The organism is Streptomyces sp. NPDC004435, from assembly GCF_042873895.1.
Lineage (GTDB): Bacteria > Actinomycetota > Actinomycetes > Streptomycetales > Streptomycetaceae > Streptomyces.
In genome coordinates this window covers 32,976-57,211 of sequence record NZ_JBIAMB010000008.1, presented here as the reverse complement: position 1 = coordinate 57,211, position 24,236 = coordinate 32,976, and the positions used below count along the sequence as shown (strand labels likewise).

Sequence of the window (24,236 nt, the reverse complement as noted above, 5' to 3'; positions counted from 1 at the left end):
TTTCAGCGTCGCAGCTTGTAGCCGAAGCCCCGGACCGTCTCGATGCGCTCGGCTCCGATCTTCTTGCGCAGGCGCTGCACGCACAGGTCGACGACGCGGGTGTCGCCGTCCCAGCCGTAGTCCCAGACGTTGCGCAACAGGCTCTGGCGGTCCAGCACGATCCCGGGGTGGGCGGAGAACTCCAGCAGCAGCCGCAGTTCGGTCGGCGCCAGCGCGATCTCCTCGCCGGCCCTGCGCACCTCGAGGGCGGCCGGGTCGATGCTGAGGTCGCCGAAGACGAGCGGTGCGTCCGCCGTGTCCGCGGGGCCGGACGGCCCGGTGCCCTGGGGCACGAACGCGGCCCGGCGGAGCAGGGAGCGGATCCGCGCCACCAGGACCGCGGTGTCCACCGGCTTGACCACGTAGTCGTCGGCCCCGGCCTCAAGCCCGGAGACGACGTCGAGGGCGTCACCGCGCGCGGACATCATGAGGATCGGCGCCGTGCTGGACTCCCTGATCCTTCGGCACAGCCCGATGCCGTCCAGGGCCGGCAGCATCACGTCGAGCAGCAGCAGGTCGTGCCGCCCGTCCCGGAACAGTTCGAGCCCGGTGAGTCCGTCGCCCGCGACGGTCACCCGGTACCCGTACCGCTCCAGCGCCATCGCGACGGACCTGCGGATCACCTCGTCGTCCTCGACGAGCAGAATCGTCACAGGAGCCGGCTCAGACATGACGTGTACATCCATCGAACGTGGGGACGGTGAGTCGTCCATCATGCCCCACGGCACGGAGGCGCCCTCCACGGGCCGGACGCGGACACCCCGACAGCGGCCGGGCTCCGGACGGCCTCGGTGCGTCACGCGACGCGGTGGACGTCGGGCCCTCCGGCTCGCCGGCGGTGCCCGGCATCCGATCGTCGCTCCCGTGATCTCCGGGGTGCGCGTGTCAGGTGAGGACGGCGCTCTCGCGTCCTCACCCGTGTGACCACCGCTCTCGAAACCCCTCCCCCTCCCGCCTCCGGCGTCTCCACCCGCCAGGTCTGGCGGGCGCTCTACACGCATTTCCGGCCCCATCGGCCCGCCGTCGCGTTCGGGGCGGTCCTCGCCCTGATCGGGGCGGCGAGCGGGCTCGCCCAGCCGCTCGCCGCGAAGGCGCTGGTGGACCGGCTCGGTCACGACGAACCGATCGCGTCGATCCTGCTGGTCCTGACGGCGCTCGTGGTCTTCGGCACGGCCGTCGAGGCCCTCGGCTCGTACGTCCTGGAGCGGACCGCCGAGTCGGTGGTGCTCGCGGCCCGGCGCTCGCTGATCGGGAGGCTGCTGCGGCTGCGGCTTCCGGAGGTCGAGAAGACGCAGCCCGGTGATCTGATGTCGCGGATCACCTCCGACACCACCCTGCTGCGGGCGGTCACCACGCAGTCCGTCGTGTCGGCGGCGACCGGCGGGCTCTCGTTCGTGGCGACGCTGGTGCTGATGGGGTTCATGGACCCGGTGCTGCTGGGCGTGACGGTGGGCGTCATCGTGCTCATCGGCGGGGCCGTCGCCGTGCTCATGCCGCGGATCGCGGCGGCGACCCGGCGCTCGCAGGAGGCGGTCGGCCGGATCTCCACCGTACTGGAGCGCGCCTTCGGCGCCTTCCGGACGATCAAGGCGTCGGGCGCGGAGGCCCGGGAGACGGCGGTCGTGGACGAGGCGGCCCGGGACGCCTGGCGGCACGGCGTGAAGTCGGCCAAGTGGCAGTCGCTCGCGGGCTCCTCGATCGGGCTCGCCGTACAGGTGTCGTTCCTGGCCGTCCTCGGCATCGGTGGTGCCCGGGTCGCGTCCGGGGCGACGTCGATCTCGTCCCTCATCGCCTTCCTGCTCTTCCTCTTCTACCTGATCGAGCCGATCTCGAAGCTGGTGGAGGCGGCGACGCAGTTCCAGGTGGGGTCGGCCGCCGTGTCGCGGATCCTGGAGGCCGAGGCGCTGGAGGTCGAGGAGACCGACGCCGGACCGGCCGGACCGGCCGCTCCGGCGGGAGGCGGCGGTCCGGCCTCCGTGGTGTTCGACGACGTGTCGTTCCGGTACCGGGAGGACCTGCCGGCCGTGCACCGGGGCGTGTCCTTCGAGGTGCCGGGGCGGGGCATGACGGCCTTCGTCGGGCCGTCGGGGGCGGGGAAGACGACCTTGTTCGGGCTGATCGAGCGCTTCTACGAGGCGACCGGGGGCCGGGTCCTGGTGGACGGCCGGGACGTACGCGAGTGGCCGCTCGCCGAGCTGCGGGCGTCGATCGGCTACGTGGAGCAGGACGCGCCCGTCCTGTCCGGCACCCTGCGGGAGAACCTCACCTTCGCCGCGCCCGACGCGGACGAGGAGGAGATCGGCCGGGTGCTCGTACGGTCCCGGCTCGACGCGCTCGTGGCACGGCTCCCGGAGGGCCTGGAGACGGTGGTCGGTCACCGCGGCTCCAAGCTGTCGGGCGGCGAGCGGCAGCGGGTCGCCATCGCGCGGGCGCTGCTGCGCAGGCCGCGGCTGCTGCTGCTCGACGAGGCCACCTCGCAGCTGGACGCGGTCAACGAACTGGCGCTGCGGGACGTCGTGGCGGAGGTGGCGCGGGAGACGACGGTCCTCGTCGTGGCGCACCGGCTGTCCACGGTGACGCTGGCGGACCGGATCGTCGTCATGGAATCGGGCCGCGTGCGCGCGGTGGGCACGCACGCGGAGCTGGTCGAGGGCGACGAGCTGTACGGGGAACTGGCGGCGACACAGTTCCTGGCGACGGCGTGAACCGCGCCCGCCCCCGCCGGTCCCGGCCGCGCCGCCGGTGCGGCCGGGACCGGCGGCGGAACGGTGGGGGGGCCGTTCTCCGGCCGATCGGGTGCTCCGGCCCGCCCACGCACGGGTGAGAAAGCGGCCTCGTACGGGATGCCCGCGCCATGATCCGGCTGTCCGGCCTCCGCCCCGCGGGAGGCCCTGGTGGAAGGCCGTCCGGTGATCCGTCGTCGCGCGTCCGTGGCAGTCATGGGCGCTGCCGCACTGTTGTCCCTCAGCCTCTCCGGCCTGCCGGTCCTGCCCGCCGAGGGCGCCGAGGCCGCCACGGAGGCACGTGGGTACATCGTCGTCCTCAAGGACTCCGTACGCAGCCCTTCGGCCGCCGCCGGCCGGCAGACCCGGCGGGTCGGCGGCGAGCGGACCGCCGTGTACACCCACGCCATCAAGGGGTACGCCGCGTCCCTGACGTCCGACCAGGCGGCCGCTCTGGCGAAGGATCCGGAGGTGCGCTTCGTCTCCCCGCAGCGCACCTATCGGGCCGGCCCGCCTCGCCCGACGACGAAGACGACGAAGACGCCGGCGACGGGGACGGCGACGGCCACAGCCACGGCCACGGACTGCGAGACGGCGCCCACCGACCGGCAGTGCCGGCCCTTGTACGTCGACCGGCTCCGCGCGGACCGGTCCTCCACCCGGTCCGGGGACGGCCGGGGATCGGTCGACGTGAAGGTGGCCGTACTGGACAGCGGCATCGCCGGTGACGTGCCGGACCTCAACGTCCGGGGCGGGGTGGACTGCCTCAGCGGCAGCCCCGTCGTCCCGGGGCTCAGCCTGCAGGACCCGAGCATCCACGGCACCCCCGCCGCCGGGATCATCGGCGCCCGGGACGACGGCCAGGGCCTGGTCGGCATCGCCCCCGGCACCCCGCTGTGGTCCGTCAAGATCGCCGATGACACGGGCGGCCTCATCACCGACGCCTCCTACATGTGCGCCATGGACTGGCTGGTCGCCACGCGCACGGACGCCGACCCGTCCAACGACATCGCGATCGCCAACATGAGCTTCATCTCCGACCCCGTCGTCCCTCCCGGTGACGTCGACGACGGCCGGTGCGGGACCGTCAGCCAGGACGCCGCACACCTGGCCCTCTGCAACGTCGTCGCCCAAGGCATCACGCCCGTGGCCGCGGCCGGCAACGTCCGTGTGGACATCGCCCGTGTCACGCCCGCCGGGTGGAACGAGGTGATCACGGCGACCGCCATGGCCGACTACGACGGCAAGCCGGGCGGCAGGAAGAAGCCCGCCGTCTGCTACGGCGTGGACGAGGGGTTCTTCGGCGAGGCGGACGACCTCGCCGCGCTGGAGTTCAGCAACTTCGCCCGCTCCGCCGCCGACCGGCGTCACACCGTCGCCGCTCCCGGCGTGTGCATGGAGGCGAGCACACCGCTCCCCCTCCACCACTCCGTCGTGGTCGGCACGAGCTTCGCGGCGCCCGCCACCTCCGGCGTCCTCGCCCTGTGCATCCACTCCGGCCGCTGCGGAGACTCGGACCCCGCCCGGAACCTCAAGACCCTCGTCGCCGACGCGCGGGCCTACAACGAGAAGCAGCCGCACTACGGCTTCTTCGGCGACCCTCACCACCCCGTTCCCGGCCGCCACTACGGACCCCTCGTCGCCGCCGACCGCTACTGAGCGGAAGCCGGGGGGACGTACTGGGCCGCAAGGGCCACGCGTCCCCGGCCGTGCGCGCAGAATGGGCGGGTGCAGAGTTGGGTGCCGCCGGAGCGCGGGGCGTTCGTGGGACGTACGAGGGAAGTCGCCGAGCTGGTGGGGCGGTTGGGGCGGCACCGGCTGGTGACGGTGGTGGGTGCGGGCGGGGTGGGCAAGTCACGGCTCGCGGCGCGGGTCGCGGGCGGTGCGGCGCCGGACGGCGTCGAGAGCGTGCACTGGGCACCGCTGTGGTCTCTGGACGGTGGTGCCCTGCTGACGGCTCTGGTGGCCGACGCCTGCGGTCTGTCGGACCATTCGACGCGTGAGCCGGCCGACGCGCTCGCCGCGTGGATCGGGGAGCGCCGCCTGCTGCTGGTCCTGGACTCCTGTGAGCACCTGGTCCCCGAGTGCGCCGCGCTGGTCGAGACGCTCCTCGCGCGCTGCCGGGGCCTTGTGGTGCTCGCGACGAGCCGGGAGGCGCTGGGGACGGCCGGGGAATCGGTGTTCGTCCTCGATCCGCTCCCGCCGGACTCCGACGCGGTGGAGCTCTTCGCCCGGCGGGCGGCAGACGCGGGTGTGCGCTGGCAGAGCCCGGCCGAGCACGTGGCGGCGGCCGAGGTCTGCCGCCGGCTCGAAGGGATTCCGCTGGCGCTGGAACTGGCCGCCGCCCAGCTCCCCGACCGGCCGGTCCTGATCATGGCCCGGCTGCTGCGCGACCGGCTCGCGCTGGAGCGGCCCGGTGACGGTGCGGTCCGGCCGGCCCGTCACCGCGCGCTCCGGACCACGATCGGCTGGAGCCACGAACTCTGCGACCCCTGGGAGCGGTTGCTGTGGGCGCGCCTTTCCGTGTTCCGGTCGGACGCCACCGTGGACGACGTCACGCGGGTGTGTGCCGGCGGGCCGCTGACCGAGGGCGCGCTGGTGCGGGCGCTCGACGGGCTGCGGCGCAAGAGCGTCGTCACGCTCCACGGCGGGCGGCTGCGGATGCTCGACACGGTGCGCGAGTACGGGCGGATGTGGCTGGCGGAGCTCGGCGAGTCGCGGGCGACGGCCGACCGGCACGCGCGGCACTTCCACGATCTGGTCGTCGCCGCCGAGGCCGTCTGGTGGGGGCCTGGGCAGGCCGAGGAGTACGAGCGGCTCGCCGCCTGCTTCGGCGATCTCCGTGCCGCTCTCGAGCATCTGCTGGCGGTGGATCCTGCGCGGGCTGCGGCGATGGCCGGGGGGCTCGGCTTCTTCTGGGCGTGCTGCGGCCGGCTTCACGAGGCCGGGCACTATCTGGAGGAGTGCGTGCAGCTGGTCCCGGGGCCCCCGGAGGTGCTGGCGAAGGTGTGCTGGGCACTCGGTGTGGTGCGCTGCCTGCGCGGCGAGTACGCGTCGGCGGCGCGGCTGGGTGACCGGGCCCGGGAGGAGGCCGCTCTCGCCGGGGACGCGCGGCTGCTCGTGGACGCCGCCTATGTGCAGGGGCTCGTGCTGCTGCTCCGCGGGCGTCCCCGGGACGCGCTGGCCACGGCGGACCGGGCGCTGGCGCTTCCCCACGACTCCGCGGCGGCGCGGGCCCGTTGCCGGCTGGTGCGGGTGTTCGCCCTGACGGCCTGCGGTCTCCTGGAGGCGGCCCGTGCCGAGGCGGAGGCCCTTCGGTCGGACGCCGTCGCCGCGGGTGAGCACTGGACCCGGTCGTACACCGAGTACCAGCTGGCGGTGATGGCGCTGTACGAGCGGCGGTCCGCCGACGCCGCCGCGCACGCCCGGGCGATGCTGCGGGACAAGCGGACGATCGGCGACGCCTTCGGGCTCGGTCTGGGACTCGATCTGCTGGCCGCCGCCCTGGCGGCGCTGGGGCGCGCGGACGAGTCGGCCGCCGCGTACGGGGCCGGGCAGGCGTTCTGGGACATGGTGGGGCATCCGCAGCGCGGCACGCCGGAGCTGGGCCCCGTGCGGGAACAGTCCGAGCGGGCGGCACGCCGGCAGCTCGGCGACGACGCGTACGACACCGTCTTCACCCTGGCCACGCTGACGGACCCGTACACGACGCTGGAAGCGATGCTCGGGGCCGAGTGAGAGGGCCTGCCCGGTGTTGCCGAGCGAGAGCCTGCCCGTACATGGCCACGCGCCGAGGGTGAGCCGGCAGTGGTCGGCGGTCCTCACCCTGGCGATGTGGACGGTCCGTCTGATCCTGGCCACGGACACCGCGCTCGGCGCCGCCGCCACCACGGTCACGGCCTCCGTCCTGGCCGCCGCCGCCACGGTCACGGCCCCGCTCTTGGCCGCCCCGGCCCGGCTGCGCCCTCGCTGATCGGCGGCCGGGCGGGGCGCGGTGCCGGTTGTCGGGGCGGTGCGGGAACTCGGCGTCCCTCCCGTACGACTTCTCCACCGCACGGCACGGCAGCGGGGAGAGGCAGGGGATGGGCGGACTGGACGTACGCATGCGCGACGTCGCCTGTCGGCACGGACGCAACGAAGCCGTGGCGGGGGTGGATCTGGAGATCGCCGCGGGCGAGCGGGTCGCGCTGACCGGGACCAACGGGTCCGGGAAGACGACGCTGCTGCGCGCGGTCCTCGGGCTGCACCGGCACACGAGCGGCACCATCGAGGTCGGTGGGCGCGATGCGCGCTCGGCCGCCGAGTGGGCGTGGCGGCGCCGGTCGTGCGCCTGGATCCCGCAGAAGCCCGCCGCCGGGCGGTTCCCGCTGCGGGGCGACGAGCTGCTCGCGAGCAGCGGGGCTCCCGCGCAGGCCGCGGCGGCCGCGGAGGGGCTGGGGGTGGGCGGTCTGGTCGCACGGTCCGTGGACACCTTGTCCGGCGGGCAGTTGCAGCGGATGTACCTGGCGCGGGCGATCGGCTGTGTCGCGGCGGGCGCCCAGGTGCTCCTCGCCGACGAGCCGACAGCCGCCCTCGACTTCGAGGGGCAGGAGGAGGCGGCCGACGTGCTGACCTCGCTGCCGGTCACGCTCGTCGTCGTCACGCACGACCGGTCGCTGGCCGCCCGGTGCGACCGGATCCTGGAGATGGCGGCCGGGCGATTGCGGGAGGTGCGGTGAACACGGCGGTGAACACGCTCGCGGGTGCCGATCTCGGCGCGCTGCTCCAGCTCGTGCCCGTCCAGCGGGCGGCGGTGGCGCTGCTCCTCGCGGCCGTCGGGCTGCCGGTGATCGGGGTGGTGATCGTCGGGCTCGACATCATGCCGGTGCGGTTCGCGATGATGCACGTGGCGCTGTTCGGCATCGCCGTCGGCCTGCTGACGGGGCTCGATCCGATGGTGTGCGCCCTCGTCGCGTGCGCCCTGTCGGGGGCGGGCGTCGCCCCGCTGGCCCGGACGCCCGCCGGCCTGTCGGGGGCGATGGGCCTGCTGATGAGCCTGGCCGTCGCCGCCGCGCTCCTCCTCCTCGCCGTCTCCGGCGTCAACGCCTCGGGCGCCTTCGCTCTCCTCTGGGGATCGATCCTCTCGGTCGGCACCGCCGACCTCGTGGTGCTCGGGGCGCTCGCCGTGGCCGTACCGGCCCTGCTGTGGTGGCGGCGGCGCGACGTGGCGCTGCTGCTGCACGACCGGGAGCTCGCCCAGTGCTCGGGGGTGCCCGTACGGCTCCTCACGACAGTGCTCCTCGTCCTCGTCGCCGTTTCGGTGGCCGGGGCCATCAAGCTGACCGGCGCGCTCCTCGTCGACGCCCTGACCCTGCTGCCGGCCCTGGCCGCCCGCCGCCTCGGCCGCTCGCTGTGGTCCATCACCGTGTGGGCGGTCGGCATCGGCGTCGTCGTCAACACGGCGGGATTCCTCCTGGCCCTGTGGCTGGACTGGCCTCCGGGCCCGGTCCTCGTCCTGACGGCGGGGACCGTGGTCCTCGCCGCGCATCTCATCCCCGAACGGAGAACCAGCTCATGGCGCGCACCCGCGTCCCCCACACCCGCATCGCTTCCCTCGTCGCACTGAGTGCGGCCCTGCCGCTGCTCACCGGGTGCGGCGGCGAGGACGCCGCCTCCTCCACGTCCAACGGGTCCACGAGCGGCAAGCCGGTGGTGGTCGTGACGACCACCTGGGAGGGCGCCCTCGCCAAGGCCGCCGGGGCCGAGGACATCACGGTGATCGTGCCGCAGTCGGTGCACCACGCGCCCGACTACGACCCGAAGCCGTCGGACCTGGCCGCCGTCGCGAAGGCCGACTTCGTGCTGTACGCCCCCTTCGAGCCGTACGCGGCGAAGATCAAGGAGGCGGCCGGTTCGAAGGCGAAGCTGGTCGAGGTGAACCTCGACAACGACCCGGCCAAGGCCGGTGCCGAAGTCGTGCGGCTCGGCGGTCTGTTCGGGACGGAGGCCGCCGCGACGCAGTGGAAGACCCGTCTCGACGGCGAGGTCACGAAGCTCAACGGCGAGCTCAGGGCCGCCTGGCCCGGCGGGAAGAGCCCGGCTGTCGTCACACAGGTCTTCACCGCCTGGGCGGCGGGCCTCGCGGGCGCCACGACGGTCGGCACGTACGGCCCCGAGCCGGTCACGCCCGCCCAGCTCGCCTCGCTCTCGGCGAAGAAGCCCGCGTTCGTCCTCGACAACGCCCACATGTCGACGGGCACGGTGCTGCCCGACGCGGGCGCCGAGCAGGTCGCGATCGTCAACTACCCGGGCGAGGACCTGGATCTCCTCGCGGTGTACCGCGACGCGGCGGCCGAGTGGAAGAAGGCCATGGGCTGAGCCCTGACCGTGCGCGGGAGGGGGAGGGCGGCCTCGGCCGCCCTCCCCCTCCCGCATGCCGTCATGCCTGGACGAGTGCCCTGCCCCGCTCGGCGACCAGACGCCGCAGCGCGGCCCGGTCGGGCTTCCCGGCGGCGGTGAGCGGGAGTTCGGGCAGGACGAGCAGGTGCTCGGGGTGGCTGTGCCGGGCGAGTCCGCGCTCGGTCAGGTACGTGCCGAGTTCCGACAGCGTCGGGGCCTTCGCGCCCCTGCCGACCAGGCAGGCGGCGAGCCGCTCCCCCATCAGCGGGTCCGGCACCCCGACGCAGACGACGTCCCGCACCCCGGGGTGGGAGACGAGCGCGCGCTCGACCTCGGCGGGGCTGATGTTGGCGCCGCCGCGGATGACGATGTCCTTCAGCCGCCCGACGACGTGGAGGACCCCCTCGTCGTCGAGGAAACCGAGATCGCCGGTGCGGACCCAGCCGTCCGGGGTGCGGTAGCGGGCGTCGAGCTCCGGGGCGGCCACGTAGCGGAGGGGGGTCATGGGTCCGCGCGAGACGATCTCCCCGATCCGTCCGTCGGGCAGCCGCTCGTGCGTGTCGGGGTCGGCGATGCGGATCTCGGCGACGCGCGGGTCGGGACGGCCGGCGACGACTCCGGAGCGGTCGGTGGGCGGCACGGTGTGTCCCAGTCCCGTATGGCAGTTGACGCCGTCGGCCGAGCCGTAGAGGTTCACGACCGGGCAGCCGAACGCCTCGGCCGCCGCGCCGGCGGTGGCCTCGTCGAGGGGCGCGCCGCCCAGGACCAGCGCGGTGGGGGTGGGCCGCGGGCCGTCCGTCCCCTCCGTGGCCTCCATGGCCTCCATGGCCTCCATGGCCTCCATGGCCTCCAGCATCATCCGGATCATGGTGGGCACGCCGAGGATGTGGGTGGGCCGGTGCTCCCGTACGGCGGCGAGCGCGGCCTCGGGCGTGAAGTGGTCGAGCAGGACGAGGGTGCCGCCGTGCCGGGCGAGCGTGACGGCCGTGCCGTTCGACCCGAAGGCCGAGGCGAGCGGGACGAGGAAGAGGCAGCGGGGTGGGGTCGCGTCGGGCATGAGGGAGGCGAGGAAGTTGCCGCGCCCGCCGGCCAGGGCGTTGTGGGAGTACGCCACCATCTTCGGCTCGGCCTCCGACCCGGAGGAGACGAGGATCCGGGCGGCGCTGTCGGGATCGGGGCGGGCCGGGACGAAGCCGGTGGGGTCGGTCCGCAGCAGCCGGGACAGCTGAATCGTTCCTTCAGGTGCGGCGCCCCGGCCCGCGGCGATCACGTGGCGCAGTGCGGGCAGCGCCGGGGCGAGGGCTCGGAGGTCGGCGGCGTGGTGCTGCCCGCGGTGTTCGATCGCCGCGACGACCGCCACGGCCTCGGAGCGGCGCAGCAGGCTCTCGGCCTCCGCGGCGCCGCGCCCGACCGGAAAGGGGAGGCCGACGGCACCCAGCGCGGCGAGGGCGAGATCCGCGATGACGGCGTTGCGGTCGTTGGGGAGCTGGACGGCGACGACGTCACCGGGGCCGACGCCGAGCCCGCGCAGGCCTTCGGCGAGACATCGGACCTTGCGGTCGAGGGCCGTGTAGCAGAGCTTGCCCTTGGCGTCGATGACGGCGGTGCGGTGCAGGTCGGCGATCTGTCTGGCCCGGTAGAGGCTGTAGAGGTCGAGGTCCGGGCAGGTGCCGTCCATCACCCAGGAGCGGCGGAGGGCGGCGGGCAGCAGGTCGGTGAGGGGGACGGTCACGCGAGGCTCCAGGGGTCGGGAACGGCGGGGGCACCGTGCGCGTCCCGGCCGATCGGGCCGGAGAGGCGCGGGTCTTGCTGGAGGGCGGACAGGTCGGTGGTGACGGCGGTCGCGGTGAGACCGTGTCCGCGCAATTGGTCCAGGGCGTCCTCGGTGCACATGCCCGAGACGTCGTACGCCGCCGCGGCGCCCGCGCTGCCGTCGCCGGGGGCGATCCAGCCGTCGGAGGTGCGGAGCGGGTGCCGGAATCCGGCGGGGCGCCGGGGGTCCGCGCCGGCCGCGGCCTGCCGCAGTGCGGGGGCGAGGAGGGTGTCGGCCGCGCCGAGCAGCGAGGAGTCGACCCGTACGCCGTGGCCCGTGCGCTCGCGCAGGAGCAGGCCCGCGAGGATCGCCTCGGTGCCGTGCAGGCCGCCGAGGACGTCGAGGAGGGTCATGAGGGACGGTGCGGGCGCCTCGCCGGCCGGGTGGACGGCCTCCCCGGCACCGGTGCGGGCCTGCGCCATGAAGTCGGTGCCCATGGGGGCGTCGGCGATCCGGTCGGCCCAGCCGCCGGTGTAGGCGTACACGAGGGACGGGTTCACGGCGGCGAGGTGCCCGGTGTCGAGTTCCAGCGCGGCGGCCTTGCCCGGGGCCCAGTTGTGGACGAACACGTCGGCCTCGGCGACGAGTTCGCGCAGACGGCTCCGGTCCGGCGGGGACTTGATGTCGATCTCCACCGCGTCCTTGCCCCGGTTGAGCGCCAGCCAGCGGGCGGAGATCCCGTCGCAGGCGGGCGGCATGCCGCGGAGGGGGTCGCCGCCCGGCGGCTCGATCCGGATCACCCGGGCCCCGAGGAGACCCAGCAGGTGCGCGGCGAGCGGCGCCTGTATGCGCCGTCCCGCCTCCAGGACGGTCAGTCCGGCCAGCGGCCGTTCCGTCGTGGCGGCCTCGGCGCTCGTCAGGCCACCGGGGCCGAGCGAGCGCAGGGCCCACGGGTCCGCGCCGTCGGCCTCTCCCGCGCGCTCCGCGAGCGTGCGCAGCCGGCACACCTCGGCTCCGGAGAGCGCGGCGGCCTGCCGGATCCGTGCCCAGGCGTGCCGCCGCGTCACCTCGTGCAGGCCGGCGGGGAAGGGCGCGCAGGCCGTGGCGTACCGGAACTGGAAGGGCCGCCAGCCCGCCCGTACCGCGTCGGAGGGGGCTTCCAGGGAGCGCCAGAACTCCGCCCAGGCTCCTGGATCCAGGGTCTCCAGCTCGAAGAGGACGCCGTCGGCGGAGGTGAACGGAGGCCCGCCCGGGGCGGGTTCGACGGCTTCGGGCTCGTCGGCGCCCGCGGCGGCGAGGTACTGGGAGACGGCGAGGAGCCCGGCCCGGTCGGCCGTCGTCGTGCGGACGCCGGCCGGTGGTCCGCCCCGGGCCTGTCCGACGAGTCCGGCGAGCAGCCCCTGGACGGTGAGCACCCCGGTGGCGGTGGCGAGGTAGTCGACGCCGAGTCCGCGCGGGGTGCCGTGGCGGCGGCCGTGGACGGCCATCACACCGGTGGCGGCCTGGGCGGTGGCCTCGTCCTCGATCCCCGAGCCGGCCGCACCCCAGTCGGTGCGGGCCGTGGCGGGCGCGAATCCGGCGCCGCCGAGCACGATGTCCCCCGGACCGTCGTCCCGCACCGTCGCCCCGAGCCGTCTCAGGTGGTCGGAGACGACGCGGGTCAGCGCCTCGGGGCCACCGGCCTCGCACCGCAGTGCGTGGAGCGGGCGGGCTGTGTCGAGCGGACGGCCGACCGCGGTGCGCGCGGTCGCTGGTGACGCCATGGCTCTCCTCTCCTGGCGCGAGGGCGATCACCGTCGCGCGGGGACTTCACGGTCTCGGGGAACCGGTGGGCCGGTGGGCCCGACCACTTCCACGGGCAGGAAGTCGGACGCGCGTTCTGCCGAGTTCCCGAGATGGAGGAATACGGTGACGGATCATGACGTAACGGAGCGCGGCACGGCGGCAGTCGAGCCGCTGCGGACGGAGGTCCGCGCGTTCGTGCGTGAGCGCGTCTTCCCCGCCGAGCCGCTTCTCGACGCCGGTGGTCCGGCCGCCGGGGAGCTGCGCGAGCGGCTGCGGGCGGAAGCCCGCGCCGCCGGACTGTGGGCCCTGCCCCTGCCGGCCGGGCTGGGCGGCGGCGGGCTTCCCCTGAGCGCGTACGCGGCGATCGCCGAGGTCGAGGGCGCCAGCGACCACGGCCCCGCGGCCCTGGGATCGGCTTCCCTCCTCGACGTGACCATGCTGTCCCGGCACGGATCCCCTCGGGTGGCCACGGAGTACCTGCCGCGTCTGGTCTCCGGCGAGCTCCGCACCTGCTACGCGATGACGGAGCCGGACACGCCAGGGACCGAGCCCGCGCTCACGGCCACCCGTGCCGAACGCCGGCCCGGTGGTGGCTGGCGCGTCACCGGCCGGAAGTGGTTCGTGTCGCAGGCGGGCGACGCGGACCTCGTGACCGTGCTCGCCCGGACGAGCGGACGGGCCGGGGACCGCACCGGCCTCTCGCTGCTCCTCGTGCCCACCGGCTCCCCCGGCTTCCGGGTGGTGCGCGAGCTGCCGGTCCTGGGTGCGTCCGGGCAGTACGAGATCGGGTTCGACGGTGTGGAGGTCGACGCCGACCATCTCGTCGGCGACGTCGGCCAGGCCCTCTCCGTCGCGGGCGAGCGCCTCCGACTGGGGCGCACTTTGCGGGCGTTGCGGTGGCTCGGCCAGGCGCAGCGGGCCTTTGACCTGCTCTGCGACCGCGCGACGGCTCGGCAGGGCGCGCGGGGGCCGCTCGCGGACCGGCAGCTCGTCCAGCAGCACGTCTTCGAGGGCCTGTTGGCGCTGCGGACGACTCGGCCGCTGGTCCACGAGGCGATGGCTCTGGTCGCGGAGGGACGCGACGCCCATGTGGAGGTCGGTCTGGCGAAGACCGCGGCGGCCCGGACCCTCCAGGAGGTCGCGGACCGGGCCGTCCAGGTCTTCGGCGCGGCCGGACTCGGCCCGGACACGCCCCTGCCGACGCTGTTCCGTACGGGGCGGGCGGCCCGGATCCTCGACGGGCCGGACGAGCAGCACGTGTCCGCCGTGGCCCGGCGCGTCCTGCGGAGCCGTCAGGGCCCCGCCGTCACACCCGCCTGAGGTCGGCGCGGCCGAGGAGCGCGGCCAGGCCGAGGGCGAGGAAGAAGTCTCCCCAGACGAGTTCGTGCCGGACGGCGGTGCCGCTGCCCGCGTCGTAGCAGCCGTCGAGGAGCATGCCCGCCGGGCGTGTCCCGCCCGCCCGGGTGAGGTGGGCGTGCGCGAGCCGGTGCAGGACGGCTTCGGCGCGTGACGCGCACGCTTCCGGCCGCGCCGCCCCGGGGACGAGGGCCAGCTTAAGGAGGGCGACCGCGGTGATGGCGGCGGCGGAGGTGTCGCGAGGCCCGTCGGCACGGTGGGCGTCCGCCGGGGGGACCAGGGGACCGGTGAGCATCGCGCCGTCCGCGAGGAGGAGTTCGGCCGCCCGGGCCAGCCGCTCCGTGCGCCAGAACGGGTCGTCCGCGAGCAGCAGGGCGTCCGCGACGGCCAGGAGGAGCCATGCCTCGCCCCGGGCCCAGCCGGGTGCCGGGTCGGCTTCGGCCGTCCAGCCGCGCGCCCCGTCCCGGCACCACGCCGGACGGAGCCGCCCGGCGCCGTCGCGCGGCAGGCACAGGTCCAGGTGGGCGTGCAGGTGAGCGGCGGCCGCCGCCCGCCCTTCGGGTCCGGCCGAGGCCAGCAGGGGGACGAGCCCGGGGACGCCGTCCGTACGGGCGCGCAGCCGCGCTCCGCCGAGGGCGGCGCCCCACGGGACGAGGCCGAGTTCCGGGTCGAAGGCGCCGAGGGCGGCCTGCGCCGCGCGGTCCCGCAGGGTGCCGGCCGCCGCGTCCCCGGCGGCCGGGGCGGTTCCGTACCAGAGGATGAGGCCGCGGGTCGCGGTGTCCGCCTCGGCCCAGGGTGCGAGCCGTGCGGTGACGGTCGCGGCCGTCGTACGGTCGCCGTCGCTCCCGGAGCGGCCGGCTCCGAGCCACAGAAGTCCCGCCCAGAAGCCGCCCGTCCACGATCCTCGTGCCGTGGTCGTCCACCGGCCGTCGGCCGGCTCGGCGTACAGGGGGAAGCGGTCGCCCACCTGCTCCGCGGTCTGCGCCGCCCGGCGGAGCACCAGGTCGAGGGCTTCCTCCGCCCAGCCCGCGGCGGTCACCGTGGACCGTCCGGGCGGGTACGCCGGTCCCGTACCGCCCACGCCAGCGCGACGGCTCCCGCGACGGCGAACTCCCCCGCGACGAGCAGCCAGCCCTCCCCGTACCGCCCGCGCTCCGCCAGCAGTCCGAACAGCGGCGGCCCGACGGCGAATCCGGCGAAGAAGCCGGCGGCGACGAGGGCGGAGTCCTGTCCGGCGCGGCCCGGGGCGGAGCGCTGCATCACCAGGACCATCGACACGGCGTTGCCGGACACGGCGAACACGCCGACCGCCACGGCGGCCACCCACACCAGGGGGTCGACGCGGTCCGCGGCGGCCAGGAGCAGGGCCGCGCCCACCGCTCCCCCGGCGAGCAGGCCGGGCAGCCACGGGGCCCGGCCGGGTGTGGCGGCCCGGGACCAGCCGATACGGCCGGCGATCCCCGCGACGCCGAGGACGGCGATCAGGGCGCCCGCCGTGGTGGGCCCCATGTCGAGGCTTCGGGCACCGAAGAGCGCGAGGTAGGTGTTGACGGAGGCGATGCCCGCGCCGAGGAAGAGCGAGAAGGCGGCCAGCCAGGGCACGGGGCCGTGCGGGCGGGACGGCTTTGGGCCGTTAGCGGCGTCCTTCAAGGGCCGCGGCGCGTCGGCCGGCAGCGCGCGCCAGGCCCACAGGGCGGCGAGGAGGGCCGCTCCGGCGGCCACCCAGACGGCTCCGCGCCAGCCGATCGCGCCCGCGGCCACGGCGAGGGGCAGTCCCGCAGCGAAGGCCCCCAGCTGGACGCCGGACTGCTTGGCGCCGGTGACCGCGCCCCGTCTCTGCGGCGGTACGGACGCCAGGATCGCCTTGTTCGTGGCCGGGTTGGCGAGCGCCTGGGGCAGGCCGCCGACCGCGACGGCCGCGAGCAGCAGGCCGGAACCGGGCGCGGCGCCGATCAGCCCGAGCGCCACGGCCGAGACGGCGAGCAGGGCCACGAGGGAACGGCGGGGGCCGACGCGGTCGACGATCCGGCCGCCGACGGGCGAGAGGACGGCCGCCGTCCCGAAGCCGACCGTGGTGGTCAGGCCGAGGACGGTCTCCGAGACGCCGAGCCGGTCGACGAGGCGTGGGCCCAGGGCTCCGAGCAGGAAGAGCTGGAGCATCGAGAAGGCCATGGCCGTCGTCAGGAGCGCCGTCAGTCCGGAGGTTCGTGCCTCCCCGCTCCCGGCCGGCGCCCGCGCCTCGGTCCCCACGCCGCTCACCGCGTCTCCCCTTCCCCCGTCCGGCCGTCGGGCCGGACGCGTCGCGCTGGAGGAGTCGTGGCGACCGTGCCGGAAGTTCCCGAGGCGGTCTTGTGGGACGCGTCACAGTCGCGTACTCATGTCCCGACAGGTCGAGGGAGCGGCCGCGTGACGGCCGTACCCGCCCTCATACCTCCCGGGAGTGGTGCAAGGATGAACGCGCCATGACGCCAGGCCGATGTTCGCGAGGGGTCCGGGCCGCGATGTTCGCGGCCGTCTGTGTGCTGCTCGCCGCCACCGGCCACATCCTGATGTCCGGGCAGGGAGTGCCCGTCGGGGCGCTCTCGCTCTCCTTCGCCGCCACCGTGGCGGTCACCTGGGTCCTCGCGGGCCGCGAGCGCGGCCTCCTGGCCGTGACCACGGCGAGCGTGGCGGTGCAGAGCGCGCTCCACACGGCCTTCTCCTGGTCCCAGCCGGCGAGCCCGGTCTCCACACCGATGCCGATGCCGAGGCCGGCGGGTGAGGCGCACGCGGAGCACGCGCACCTGGCCCACGCGGCCATGGGACACGCGGACACGGGCCACGCGGCCATGGGCCACGGGGACTTGAGCCCGTCCGCCGGCGCGCTGTCCGAGGCGGCCGCCGGGCACGACATGACAGACATGTCGTCGTCCTTGGGCATGGTGGCGGCGCACCTTCTGGCGGCGCTCCTGAGCGGGCTGTGGATGGCCTACGGCGAGCAGGCGGCGTTCCGGCTGCTGCGCGCCGCGTCCCTGCGGCTCTTCCGTCCCCTGTGCCCGCTGCTCGCGTCGCTCGCCCCCGTCGTGCCGGACCGGCTGCGCTTCCGGCCCGCGCGGGCCGGGGACGAGCGCGCTCCTCGGCGGCTCCTCCTCGCCCATTCGCTCGTCTCCCGGGGTCCACCGCGGGCACTCGCTGTCCTCTGACAGCCGGCTCCCCGAGGTCGACGGCTCCGTTCCGTCCCTCGGGCATCGGTCGTGCCGCTTCCGCCCGGTCGCGGCAGGCCGTACCCGTCACCGGCCCGGCGCCGCCCTCGTCCGCGCCCGGCCGGATCCCTTTGCCTCCTAAGGACCTGTGGCGATGACTGCTGCCCGTGACACCCTTCCGCACACCCCTGCCGGGAGCCCGGCGCGCCCCTCCCGTTCGGCGTACGCGCCGGACGCCGACACCGACGCGGCGACGACCCTGCTCGCGCTGGCGGCCCGGGACGGCGATCCGGCCAAGGCCGACCTGTTCGTACGCGCCCTGCACCGTGACGTCCGGCGCTATGTGACCTATCTGAGCGCGGACCGTCAGGCGGCCGACGACCTCACCCAGGAGGTCTTCCTCCGCGCGCTCGCCGCGCTGCCCCGCTTCCAGGGAAGGTCCTCCGCCCGCACGTGGCTCCTGTCGATAGCCCGCCGGACGGTGGTCGACAGCCTGCGGCACGCGGCGGCCCGCCCGCGCCTGTCCGACCGCGACGACTGGCAGGCGGAGGCCGAACACACCCAGCCCCGGGGGCTTCCCGGCTTCGAGGACGGCGTCGCGCTCTCCGAGCTCCTGGCCGCCATCCCGGCCGAGCGGAAGGACGCGTTCGTCCTCACCCAGCTCCTCGGCCTGCCGTACGCCGAGGCCGCCGAGGCCATCGGCTGTCCCGTCGGCACGGTCCGCTCACGTGTCGCGCGGGCGCGGACCTCCCTGGTCGCGCTGGTGCGCGGCGACGAGGAGGCGGTCGCGCCCGTACCGGACGGGCCGGTCCCTGCGCGGAGGAGGTTCACCCGGGCGCCGGCGCTCGCCTGACCTCTCGTCACCTCCGGGAAGCGAGAAGCGGGGAGGGACGACGGCGCCGGACCGTCGTCCCTCCCCCGGGAACCCGACCGCCCGTCCGTCCGACTCCTCCTCCGGAAGGACGGCCCGATCGCTCCGGTGCCGCACGACACGCTCGGGAGGGCCCCCGATGGACGGACCGCGAGAATCCTCGTCCCCCGCGAAGGCGACGGGGCGGTTCAGATCACCGCCGGTCGTCATCGGAGGCTTCCTCCTGCTGCTGGCCCTGGTCTTCCTGGGGTCGTACGCGCTCGGGGCGGCCGTGGGCCCGGTCGGCCCCCTCCCGGACGCGCCGTCCGCGACGAGCCCGGCGCCCGCGCCGGAGCACTCGGGCCACGAGGGCCACACCGGGTGAGCGGGGCGGTCGGGCGCGGCCGTCCGCCGGGAGCCGTCAGCTCCCGGCTCCGGTCCACTTCTCCTCGCGGGTGCCGCGGGGCAGGGTGACGGCCAGCATGTCGCCGGGGGCGTCCAGTGCGAGGCGGTGCCATCGGCCGCGCGGGACGATGACGGCGGCTCCCGGGCCCAGTGCGATCACCTCCTCGTCCTCTTCCGGCCGGTCCGGACGGAGGATGACGCGGATGCCGCCGGTGAGGCAGGCGACGAACTCGTCCGCCTCGGTGTGGATCTCCCAGTGGTCGCCGTGGACGTCGTCGCCGGTCGCCACGTGCGCGGCCATGAAGAGCCAGCCGTCGCGCTCCAGTTCGGTGTCCGCGGTGGGCTCCTCGACGTGCATCCGGCCGCTCGGGTCGAGGTGGAGCAGGGATCCGAAGAGGTCGATCCGGGGGACGGGGACAGTCATGCGGGAACGTCCTTCCTGAGTGTCACGGTGTCGTTCGTCGGGCTCGGGCCGATCGCGTGGGGTCGTACCGCGTGGAGGCTTGGTGGCCTCGGCGGGTGGTGACGGGCCGTCATCCGTACATCGCCAGGCGGTGGAAGGCCGCGAGCGCGTCGTCGATGGGGTGGGGCAGCGGTGTACCGGAGGGGTCGAGGGTGTTCCACCGCTGGAGGTTCACCGCGACGGCCATCCGTCGCCGGCCGTCGGCGCGGATCATGGCCAGTGTTCCGGCGCCCCACACCGTGCCGCCGTGGCCCCAGAACCGGTCCTTGCCGGGCTCCTCCATCGGGTAGAGGCCGAGGCCGTAGTCGCCCCTCTTCCCCTCCTGGGTGATGACCGGGACGGTGTGCTGCATCCGTGCCAGGGACGCGAGGCTGACGATCTCTCCGGCGAGCAGCAGGCCGAAGAAGCGGTTGAGGTCGGCGACGGTCGAGACGAGGGCGGCGGCCGGTCCGACCCAGGACATGTCGAAGACGCTGTAGTCGCGCGGCGGGTCGATCATGCCGAACCACGCCTCGTAGTGCAGCGAGTGCGGTCCTTCGATGTGCGGTCCGGAGGGGAATCCGGTGTCCGTGAGCCCGGCGCGCTCGATGACGTTCCGGGTGATGTACCGGTCGGCGGTGGTACCGGTCACCTCTTCCAGGAGCCGGGTGAGCAGCAGGTAGTTGGTGTTGGAGTACACCCCCGGAGCGCCGCCCGGGGTGCCGGCGGCGGGCGCGGCGAGGCCCATCCCGATGAGTGCGGCGTGGTCGAAGCGGGTGAACCGGTGGTCGTCGAGACTCTCGGGCCGGGTCTCCGCGAGGGCGGGAAACGCCTTGAGGGAGGGATAGGCGTACGGGAGGTACTCGGCGAGGCCGCTGGTGTGGTTGACCAGCATCCGCACCGTGATCGCGCGGCCCCGCTCCCCCGGGACCAGCTCGGGGAGGTAGTGCCCGATCGGCGTGTCGAGGCCGATCCGGCCGGCCTCGGCCTGCTGGAGGACCGCGGCGGCGGTGAAGGTCTTGGTGATGCTGCCGACCCGGTGCCGCATGTCGGCGGTGACCGGGCGGCCGGTGGCGGTGTCGGCCACCCCCGCGGCGCCGCGCCAGACCTCGTCGCCGTCGCGCACCTCGGCGAACAGGCCCGGCATTCCGGCGTGGTGGACAGCTTCGAGGGCGGCGTCCAGCGCCGCGGGATCCAGTAAGTCGCTCACGACATGCGTCCTTTCGCACTGCCTGGACAAGCTCGTGCACCCATTATGCACGCGGTGCGTGCAACGCCAAGTGCATAGGCGAGCGCAGCAACACGCGCAGCGGTGGCGCATGGGCTAGAATCGGCCCGACGAGAGGGGCGACATGGCAGGTCGCAAGCGTTGGTCGACCGAGGAGATCCTTGATGCGGCAGCGGAGTTGCTGCGGACGAGCGACGCGGAGTCGTTCAGCGTGCGCAAGCTCGCCGCGACCCTCGGGACCGACTCCTCCAGCCTCTACCGGCACTTCCGCAGCAAGACGGAGCTGCTGCGCGCGGTCGCCGACCGCGTCCTCGTGGCCTCCATGGACGGCTATCGCCCCGAGGGCGACTGGAAGCAGCGCGTCACCGCCCTGGCCCTGCGCGTGAGGGAGGCGTTCGGGCAGCAGCCGCAGCTCGCGGCGGCCTGGGGCCGGTACGCCTCGGGCGGAGCCGGCTCCCGGCTGGTCATGGAGGAGGTGCTCCAGGCCCTGCGCGTGGCGGGGGTGCCCGACGAGGAGATCCCGGCGCGCTACCACCGGCTCGCCGTCCTCATCACCGCGCTGATCTCCTCCGAGGCCGGGGTCGGCACCCTTACGGCCGAGGAGTACGAGCAGGGCATGGAGCTGTTCCGCGTCGCGGTGCTCGGCGCCGACCCCGGGCAGTTCCCCGCCGTGGCCCACTTCGCCCGCGAGATCCGGCCCCTCGGGGCGGACCGCGGCGCCGCGTTCGAGGAGATCCTCGCCGCCCACCTCGCCGACATCGAGGCGACGCTCCGCCCGGGCTAGGGCGGGCGGAGCGCGCTCGGCGGTTCGGTTCTCAGCGAGCGGGGGTCACCGGGAGACCGGGGTCGCCCAGGGGCGGCGGCCCGGGCCGGTCGGATGGGTTCCGGTGACGCCCGTGACGACCGAGTAGAGGCTGGTCTCGGCGGTGATGAAGAGGCGGTTGCGCTTGGCGCCGCCCCAGGAGATGTTGGCGACCGTCTCGGGGACGTTCAGGCGGCCGATCAGGGTGCCGTCGGGGTCGTAGCAGTGCACGCCGTCGTCCATGGCGGCGACCCAGAGCCGGCCGCCGTCGTCGAAGCGGAGGTTGTCGAAGCGGGCCTCGCCGCGGGACCCGGCCTCGGCGAAGACCGTGCCGTCGGACAGGGTGCCGTCGTCGCGCACGTCGAAGACCCGGATGAGGCCCGCGCGGGTGTCGGAGACCAGCAGTTGCCGCTCGTCGGGCGAGAAGACCAGTCCGTTCGGCGCACCGAAGCAGTCCGCGACGAGCCGGACCTCGCCGGTGGCCGGGTCGATCCGGTAGACGTTGTTCGAGCCGATCTCGCTCTCGGCCCGGTACCCCTCGTAGTCGCTGGTGATGCCGAAGTCCGGGTCGGAGAACCAGACCGAGCCGTCGGACTTCACGGTCGCGTCGTTCGGGCTGTTCAGGCGCCTGCCCCGCCAGCGGTCGGCCAGCACGGTGACGGTGCCGTCGTGTTCGGTCCGCGTCACCCGGCGGTTGCCCTGCTCACAGGTGATCAGCCGGCCCTCGCGGTCGAGGGTGTTGCCGTTGGTGTGCCCCGCGGAGCGGCGGAAGACGCCGACCGCCCCGGTCTCCTCGTCCCACCGCAGCATCCGGTCGTTGGGGATGTCGCTCCAGACCACCTGGCGCCAGGCCGGCACGTAGAGGGGGCCTTCGGCCCAACGGCAGCCCGCGTACAGGACCTCCAGCGCCTCGTCGCCGTTCGTGCACCGGCCCGTACGGAACCGGTCGTCCAGCGACTCGTACAGCCCCGCGCGCTCGCCGCTCACAGGATCCCCTCCTCATCAAGACCAACCATGCGCCGAATCAGATTCGGCATGAGGCGATGATTGCAGGATGAGATATGTTCTCGACAAGGAATTTTCGAACGGAGAGTTGTGGATCACATCGATCGCGCCCTGCTGGCCCTCCTTCAGGAGGACGCCACCCAGCCCTACGCCGCCCTCGGACAGGCCGTCGGCCTGTCCGCCGGCGCCGCGCACGAGCGGGTACGGAAGCTGCGCGAGCGCGGCGTCATCCGGCGTACGGGCGTCGAGGTCGACCCCGCCGCCGTGGGCAGTGGCGTCCTGGCGTACGTGATGGTCGACTCCACGTCCTGGATGGGCGATTCGGCGCGGGACTTCGCCGCGCTCCCCGAGGTCATGGAGGCGCACGTCATCGCCGGAAGCGCCTCGGTCCTCGTGAAGGTCAGGACCGCGACCACCGAGCAGCTCCAGGACGTGCTGCGCCGGATCTACGCCATCGACGGAGTCAGCGGCACCCGGGCGACGGTGGTCCTGGAGACCTTCTTCGAGCGGCCGCTCTCTCCCCTGAGGGAGGATCAGGACTGACTCGGGCATGTGCGGAGGAGGCGCGGGCGTCGCGGTCGGAGTCGGCGAGGTCGCTCTAGTGGTACTTCTGGAGAGTCCCGGAACTCGTCCAGCCCCCCATGGAGTTGTCGATGGCCGTTCGCCGTGTCGTACCCCATGTCCAGTCGTCCGCCCCGGAGGAGAGCCGGGAGTTCTACGGCCTGCTCGGGTTCGAGGAGGTCATGAACCACGGCTGGATCATGACGCTGGCCTCACCCTCGAACCCGACGGCTCAGATCAGTTTCATGGAGCGCGACAGGACCGCCCCGGTCACGCCCGACATGAGTGTCGAGGTGGAGGACGTGGACGCCGTGTACGAGGTCGTGCGTGCGAGCGGCGCGGAGATCGTGCACCCCCTGCGGGACGAGGAGTGGGGGGTGCGGCGGTTCTTCGTCCGTGACCCCAGTGGCCGGGTGGTGAACGTCCTGGGCCACCGCTGACGGTGGTCCGGGGCTCGTGTCGGCGCGGGTCTCGGTGCTCAGGCGTCCGCCGCCGTCCAGCCGTAGACGAACCGCAGCAGCGCGGTGGCCCCGCGGGCGCGGTCCAGGGCCTCTCGGGGGGTGGCACCGGTGGCGAGGACACGGCCGGAGCGGTCGAAGTTCTGGCGCACCGTGGGCTGCGGGCTGCCCGGCTTCCTCAGCAGGGTCACCGCGTGGACGCCGGGCAGGGCGCGGGCTTCGTCGACGCCCCGCACCTCCAGGAGCGTGTGCGTCGGCGGGCCCGAGGGAGCCGCGTACCAGGCGGCCGCGCTGCGTTCGTGGACGATCCGTGCGGGGAGCAGGGCGCCGAGGTCCTCACCGATGCTCTGACGGGCGATCAGGTCGTACATGTCGACGCCGGTGGAGAGGCGGACGAGGTCCATGATGGCGTCGCCGCCGATCCGGTTGTGCATCTCGATGATGCGCGGCCCGCGCCCGGTGAGCATCACCTCGGTGTGCGAGGGGCAGTCGTGGAAACCGAAGGCGTCGAGGACCCGGGTGACGTAGGCGGTCACCTCGGCGTGCTCCTCGGGTGCGAGGGGCGCCGGCACCACGTGCCCGCGCGAGACGAAGGTCTCGGGGTCCGTGAACTTGCGGGTGACGGCGACGATACGGTGGCGGCCGTCGTAGGACAGCGCTTCGACGCTGTACTCCGTGCCGTCGAGGAACTCCTCGACCACGACGCCCCGTTCGATGTGATGGGTCCCCACACGGCGCAGCGCCGTCTCGACGTCACCCTCGGCGTCGATGCGGGAGACGCCGACGCTGGCCTCGGTGTCGACGGGTTTGACGATGCAGGGCAGGCCGATCGCCTCGATGGCCTTGAGGACGTCCCGGCGGCCGCGGGCGAAGGCGTGGCCGCAGCTGGGGAGTGCGTGTTCGTCGAGGATCTCGCGCATCCGGGCCTTGTCGACCACCCGGTGGAAGAGGTCGACGTCGACGGTGGTGGGGAGGGAGAGCCGTTCGCTGACGGCCCGCACCACGGGGTAGGTGTGTTCGTTGTACGCGGCGACCGCGTCGAACGGCGACCGCCGGTGCAGGGTCTCGGCGATGCCGGCCCAGGTCTCGGTGTCCGTGTCGTCGTCGAGGATCACCACGTGCCGGTACGGCCCGATCGCGTCCTCCCGCAGGGCTCTTCCCCGGGGGACGAAGAGCACCAGTTCGTGCCCCTGGTCGCGGAGCCGTTCGTGGCACACGCGGTTGGTGCCGATGACGAGGACGCGCACGGTTCCTCCGTGACTCGATGGG

General features: G+C 74.4%; 23 protein-coding genes. 14 read left to right on the top strand and 9 right to left on the bottom strand.

Annotated features, from left to right (window positions below):
- Positions 1 to 2: 2 nt before the first annotated feature.
- Positions 3 to 710, bottom strand: a complete 708-nt coding sequence (gene cseB, locus ACFYT9_RS16125) for a two-component system response regulator CseB (protein WP_387272819.1) — start codon at positions 708 to 710, stop codon at positions 3 to 5.
- Positions 711 to 959: 249 nt separating this feature from the next.
- Here cseB and ACFYT9_RS16120 point away from each other — a divergent pair, with 249 nt between their 5' ends.
- From ACFYT9_RS16120 to ACFYT9_RS16090, 7 genes are all read left to right on the top strand, one after another.
- Complete coding sequence (locus ACFYT9_RS16120) at positions 960 to 2,744, top strand: ABC transporter ATP-binding protein (RefSeq protein ID WP_387272821.1); 1,785 nt, start codon at positions 960 to 962, stop codon at positions 2,742 to 2,744.
- A gap of 234 nt (positions 2,745 to 2,978) precedes the next feature.
- Positions 2,979 to 4,421, top strand: a complete 1,443-nt coding sequence (locus ACFYT9_RS16115) for a S8 family serine peptidase (RefSeq protein WP_389164007.1) — start codon at positions 2,979 to 2,981, stop codon at positions 4,419 to 4,421.
- 69 nt (positions 4,422 to 4,490) lie between these two features.
- Positions 4,491 to 6,500: an ATP-binding protein gene (locus tag ACFYT9_RS16110; RefSeq protein WP_389164004.1), complete on the top strand. Its 2,010-nt coding sequence runs from the start codon at positions 4,491 to 4,493 to the stop codon at positions 6,498 to 6,500.
- 58 nt (positions 6,501 to 6,558) lie between these two features.
- Positions 6,559 to 6,735: a hypothetical protein gene (locus tag ACFYT9_RS16105; protein ID WP_389164001.1), complete on the top strand. Its 177-nt coding sequence runs from the start codon at positions 6,559 to 6,561 to the stop codon at positions 6,733 to 6,735.
- A gap of 109 nt (positions 6,736 to 6,844) precedes the next feature.
- Positions 6,845 to 7,480, top strand: a complete 636-nt coding sequence (locus ACFYT9_RS16100) for an ATP-binding cassette domain-containing protein (RefSeq protein WP_389163998.1) — start codon at positions 6,845 to 6,847, stop codon at positions 7,478 to 7,480.
- Between the two features lie 8 nt (positions 7,481 to 7,488).
- On the top strand, positions 7,489 to 8,367 hold the full coding sequence (locus tag ACFYT9_RS16095) for a metal ABC transporter permease (protein ID WP_387272923.1): 879 nt from the start codon (positions 7,489 to 7,491) through the stop codon (positions 8,365 to 8,367).
- A complete protein-coding gene (locus tag ACFYT9_RS16090) occupies positions 8,316 to 9,119 on the top strand; it encodes an ABC transporter substrate-binding protein (protein WP_389163995.1) in 804 nt (267 codons plus the stop codon). The genes ACFYT9_RS16095 and ACFYT9_RS16090 overlap by 52 nt, the downstream gene beginning before the upstream one ends.
- A gap of 61 nt (positions 9,120 to 9,180) precedes the next feature.
- Here the strand turns inward: ACFYT9_RS16090 and ACFYT9_RS16085 are convergent, their stop codons facing one another.
- Together ACFYT9_RS16085 and ACFYT9_RS16080 are read right to left on the bottom strand one after the other, a co-directional pair.
- Positions 9,181 to 10,872 (bottom strand): class I adenylate-forming enzyme family protein, encoded by a 1,692-nt coding sequence (locus ACFYT9_RS16085; protein WP_389163992.1) that lies wholly within the window; start codon positions 10,870 to 10,872, stop codon positions 9,181 to 9,183.
- Positions 10,869 to 12,656: a CoA transferase gene (locus ACFYT9_RS16080; protein ID WP_389163990.1), complete on the bottom strand. Its 1,788-nt coding sequence runs from the start codon at positions 12,654 to 12,656 to the stop codon at positions 10,869 to 10,871. The genes ACFYT9_RS16085 and ACFYT9_RS16080 overlap by 4 nt, the downstream gene beginning before the upstream one ends.
- Before the next feature lie 145 nt (positions 12,657 to 12,801).
- Here ACFYT9_RS16080 and ACFYT9_RS16075 point away from each other — a divergent pair, with 145 nt between their 5' ends.
- Entirely contained in the window at positions 12,802 to 13,998 is a 1,197-nt protein-coding gene (locus tag ACFYT9_RS16075) for an acyl-CoA dehydrogenase family protein (RefSeq protein WP_389163987.1), read from the top strand.
- Here ACFYT9_RS16075 and ACFYT9_RS16070 read toward each other — a convergent pair.
- Both ACFYT9_RS16070 and ACFYT9_RS16065 read right to left on the bottom strand, forming a co-directional pair.
- Positions 13,985 to 15,073, bottom strand: a complete 1,089-nt coding sequence (locus ACFYT9_RS16070; protein WP_389163984.1) for a sugar ABC transporter permease — start codon at positions 15,071 to 15,073, stop codon at positions 13,985 to 13,987. The genes ACFYT9_RS16075 and ACFYT9_RS16070 overlap by 14 nt on opposite strands.
- The gene (locus tag ACFYT9_RS16065; RefSeq protein ID WP_389163981.1) at positions 15,070 to 16,293 is read right to left on the bottom strand and encodes an MFS transporter; all 1,224 of its coding nucleotides are present in this window, start codon (positions 16,291 to 16,293) and stop codon (positions 15,070 to 15,072) included. Before ACFYT9_RS16065 ends, ACFYT9_RS16070 begins: the two co-directional genes overlap by 4 nt.
- Before the next feature lie 203 nt (positions 16,294 to 16,496).
- On the opposite strand from ACFYT9_RS16065, the gene ACFYT9_RS16060 reads away from it, so the two are divergent.
- The 3 genes from ACFYT9_RS16060 (at position 16,497) to ACFYT9_RS16050 (ending at position 18,451) form a co-directional block, all read left to right on the top strand.
- Complete coding sequence (locus ACFYT9_RS16060; RefSeq protein WP_389163979.1) at positions 16,497 to 17,216, top strand: hypothetical protein; 720 nt, start codon at positions 16,497 to 16,499, stop codon at positions 17,214 to 17,216.
- Positions 17,217 to 17,370: 154 nt separating this feature from the next.
- The gene (locus tag ACFYT9_RS16055; RefSeq protein ID WP_387272840.1) at positions 17,371 to 18,069 is read left to right on the top strand and encodes a sigma-70 family RNA polymerase sigma factor; all 699 of its coding nucleotides are present in this window, start codon (positions 17,371 to 17,373) and stop codon (positions 18,067 to 18,069) included.
- Positions 18,070 to 18,226: 157 nt separating this feature from the next.
- Positions 18,227 to 18,451: a hypothetical protein gene (locus tag ACFYT9_RS16050; RefSeq protein ID WP_389163976.1), complete on the top strand. Its 225-nt coding sequence runs from the start codon at positions 18,227 to 18,229 to the stop codon at positions 18,449 to 18,451.
- Positions 18,452 to 18,487: 36 nt separating this feature from the next.
- Here ACFYT9_RS16050 and ACFYT9_RS16045 read toward each other — a convergent pair whose 3' ends face one another.
- Together ACFYT9_RS16045 and ACFYT9_RS16040 are read right to left on the bottom strand one after the other, a co-directional pair.
- A complete protein-coding gene (locus tag ACFYT9_RS16045) occupies positions 18,488 to 18,895 on the bottom strand; it encodes a cupin domain-containing protein (protein WP_389163973.1) in 408 nt (135 codons plus the stop codon).
- 109 nt (positions 18,896 to 19,004) lie between these two features.
- Positions 19,005 to 20,123: a serine hydrolase domain-containing protein gene (locus tag ACFYT9_RS16040; RefSeq protein ID WP_389163970.1), complete on the bottom strand. Its 1,119-nt coding sequence runs from the start codon at positions 20,121 to 20,123 to the stop codon at positions 19,005 to 19,007.
- A 142-nt stretch (positions 20,124 to 20,265) separates the two neighbouring features.
- On the opposite strand from ACFYT9_RS16040, the gene ACFYT9_RS16035 reads away from it, so the two are divergent.
- On the top strand, positions 20,266 to 20,925 hold the full coding sequence (locus tag ACFYT9_RS16035; RefSeq protein WP_376595417.1) for a TetR/AcrR family transcriptional regulator: 660 nt from the start codon (positions 20,266 to 20,268) through the stop codon (positions 20,923 to 20,925).
- A 45-nt stretch (positions 20,926 to 20,970) separates the two neighbouring features.
- Here the strand turns inward: ACFYT9_RS16035 and ACFYT9_RS16030 are convergent, their stop codons facing one another.
- Positions 20,971 to 21,930 (bottom strand): SMP-30/gluconolactonase/LRE family protein, encoded by a 960-nt coding sequence (locus ACFYT9_RS16030; protein WP_389163967.1) that lies wholly within the window; start codon positions 21,928 to 21,930, stop codon positions 20,971 to 20,973.
- Positions 21,931 to 22,038: 108 nt separating this feature from the next.
- Between ACFYT9_RS16030 and ACFYT9_RS16025 the strand changes: the two genes are divergently transcribed.
- A complete protein-coding gene (locus tag ACFYT9_RS16025; protein WP_389163964.1) occupies positions 22,039 to 22,491 on the top strand; it encodes an Lrp/AsnC family transcriptional regulator in 453 nt (150 codons plus the stop codon).
- 110 nt (positions 22,492 to 22,601) lie between these two features.
- Entirely contained in the window at positions 22,602 to 22,949 is a 348-nt protein-coding gene (locus tag ACFYT9_RS16020) for a VOC family protein (protein ID WP_389163961.1), read from the top strand.
- Positions 22,950 to 22,987: 38 nt separating this feature from the next.
- Here the strand turns inward: ACFYT9_RS16020 and ACFYT9_RS16015 are convergent, their stop codons facing one another.
- Positions 22,988 to 24,214, bottom strand: coding sequence for an ATP-grasp domain-containing protein (locus ACFYT9_RS16015; protein ID WP_389163958.1), 1,227 nt, complete (start codon positions 24,212 to 24,214; stop codon positions 22,988 to 22,990).
- Between the last annotated feature and the right edge of the window lie 22 nt (positions 24,215 to 24,236).

Excerpts from the sequence above, each read along its gene's own strand:
- ACFYT9_RS16050 (WP_389163976.1), top strand. The coding sequence starts at position 18,227 with ATGGACGGACCGCGAGAATCCTCGTCCCCCGCGAAGGCGACGGGGCGG.
- ACFYT9_RS16045 (WP_389163973.1), bottom strand. The coding sequence starts at position 18,895 with ATGACTGTCCCCGTCCCCCGGATCGACCTCTTCGGATCCCTGCTCCAC.
- ACFYT9_RS16115 (WP_389164007.1), top strand. The coding sequence starts at position 2,979 with ATGGGCGCTGCCGCACTGTTGTCCCTCAGCCTCTCCGGCCTGCCGGTC.
- ACFYT9_RS16035 (WP_376595417.1), top strand. The coding sequence starts at position 20,266 with ATGGCAGGTCGCAAGCGTTGGTCGACCGAGGAGATCCTTGATGCGGCA.
- ACFYT9_RS16055 (WP_387272840.1), top strand. The coding sequence starts at position 17,371 with ATGACTGCTGCCCGTGACACCCTTCCGCACACCCCTGCCGGGAGCCCG.
- ACFYT9_RS16060 (WP_389163979.1), top strand. The coding sequence starts at position 16,497 with ATGACGCCAGGCCGATGTTCGCGAGGGGTCCGGGCCGCGATGTTCGCG.
- ACFYT9_RS16080 (WP_389163990.1), bottom strand. The coding sequence starts at position 12,656 with ATGGCGTCACCAGCGACCGCGCGCACCGCGGTCGGCCGTCCGCTCGAC.
- ACFYT9_RS16090 (WP_389163995.1), top strand. The coding sequence starts at position 8,316 with ATGGCGCGCACCCGCGTCCCCCACACCCGCATCGCTTCCCTCGTCGCA.
- ACFYT9_RS16100 (WP_389163998.1), top strand. The coding sequence starts at position 6,845 with ATGGGCGGACTGGACGTACGCATGCGCGACGTCGCCTGTCGGCACGGA.
- cseB (WP_387272819.1), bottom strand. The coding sequence starts at position 710 with ATGTCTGAGCCGGCTCCTGTGACGATTCTGCTCGTCGAGGACGACGAG.
- ACFYT9_RS16020 (WP_389163961.1), top strand. The coding sequence starts at position 22,602 with ATGGCCGTTCGCCGTGTCGTACCCCATGTCCAGTCGTCCGCCCCGGAG.